The organism is Phyllobacterium sp. 22552 (assembly GCF_052044585.1).
Classification (GTDB): Bacteria; Pseudomonadota; Alphaproteobacteria; order Rhizobiales; family Rhizobiaceae; genus Phyllobacterium; species Phyllobacterium ifriqiyense.
Map to the genome: position 1 here is coordinate 1 of NZ_JBQENG010000023.1, position 410 is coordinate 410.

Below are 410 nucleotides of genomic sequence, written 5' to 3' on the forward strand. Positions count from 1 at the left end.
TCAATGCTGCGTTGGGGAATGCCAACGCCTCCGGCCTTTATCAAGGGCGAAGTCGATTATGGTGTTACCAATATCCGCAATGTGAAGTCTCCGCACTGGAGGCGATGGCTGGGGCCAGAAAGCCGCTGCATCGTTCCGGCAACGAGCTTTTCCGAATATGGTCAGGTGCGCGATCCGGTCACGAAAAAACTGCCGCTGTACTGGTTTGCCCTCAATGAAGAGCAACCTCTATTCTGGTTTGCTGGCATCTGGACGCCTTGGTTCAGTATGCGAAAGAAGAAGGAAGGCCCTGTTCAGGCTGATATCTTCGCATTCCTGACCACTGACGCCAATGAGGTTGTGAAGCCGATCCATCCCAAGGCAATGCCCGTCATACTGCGCACACGCGAAGAGCTTGATATCTGGATGAA

At 53.4% G+C, this 410-nt stretch carries 1 protein-coding gene; it reads left to right on the forward strand.

Features of this window, described 5'->3' with window-relative positions:
• The coding region (locus tag ACTJI9_RS22475; RefSeq protein WP_440811040.1) for an SOS response-associated peptidase family protein at window positions 1-410 on the forward strand (410 nt) is incomplete at both ends.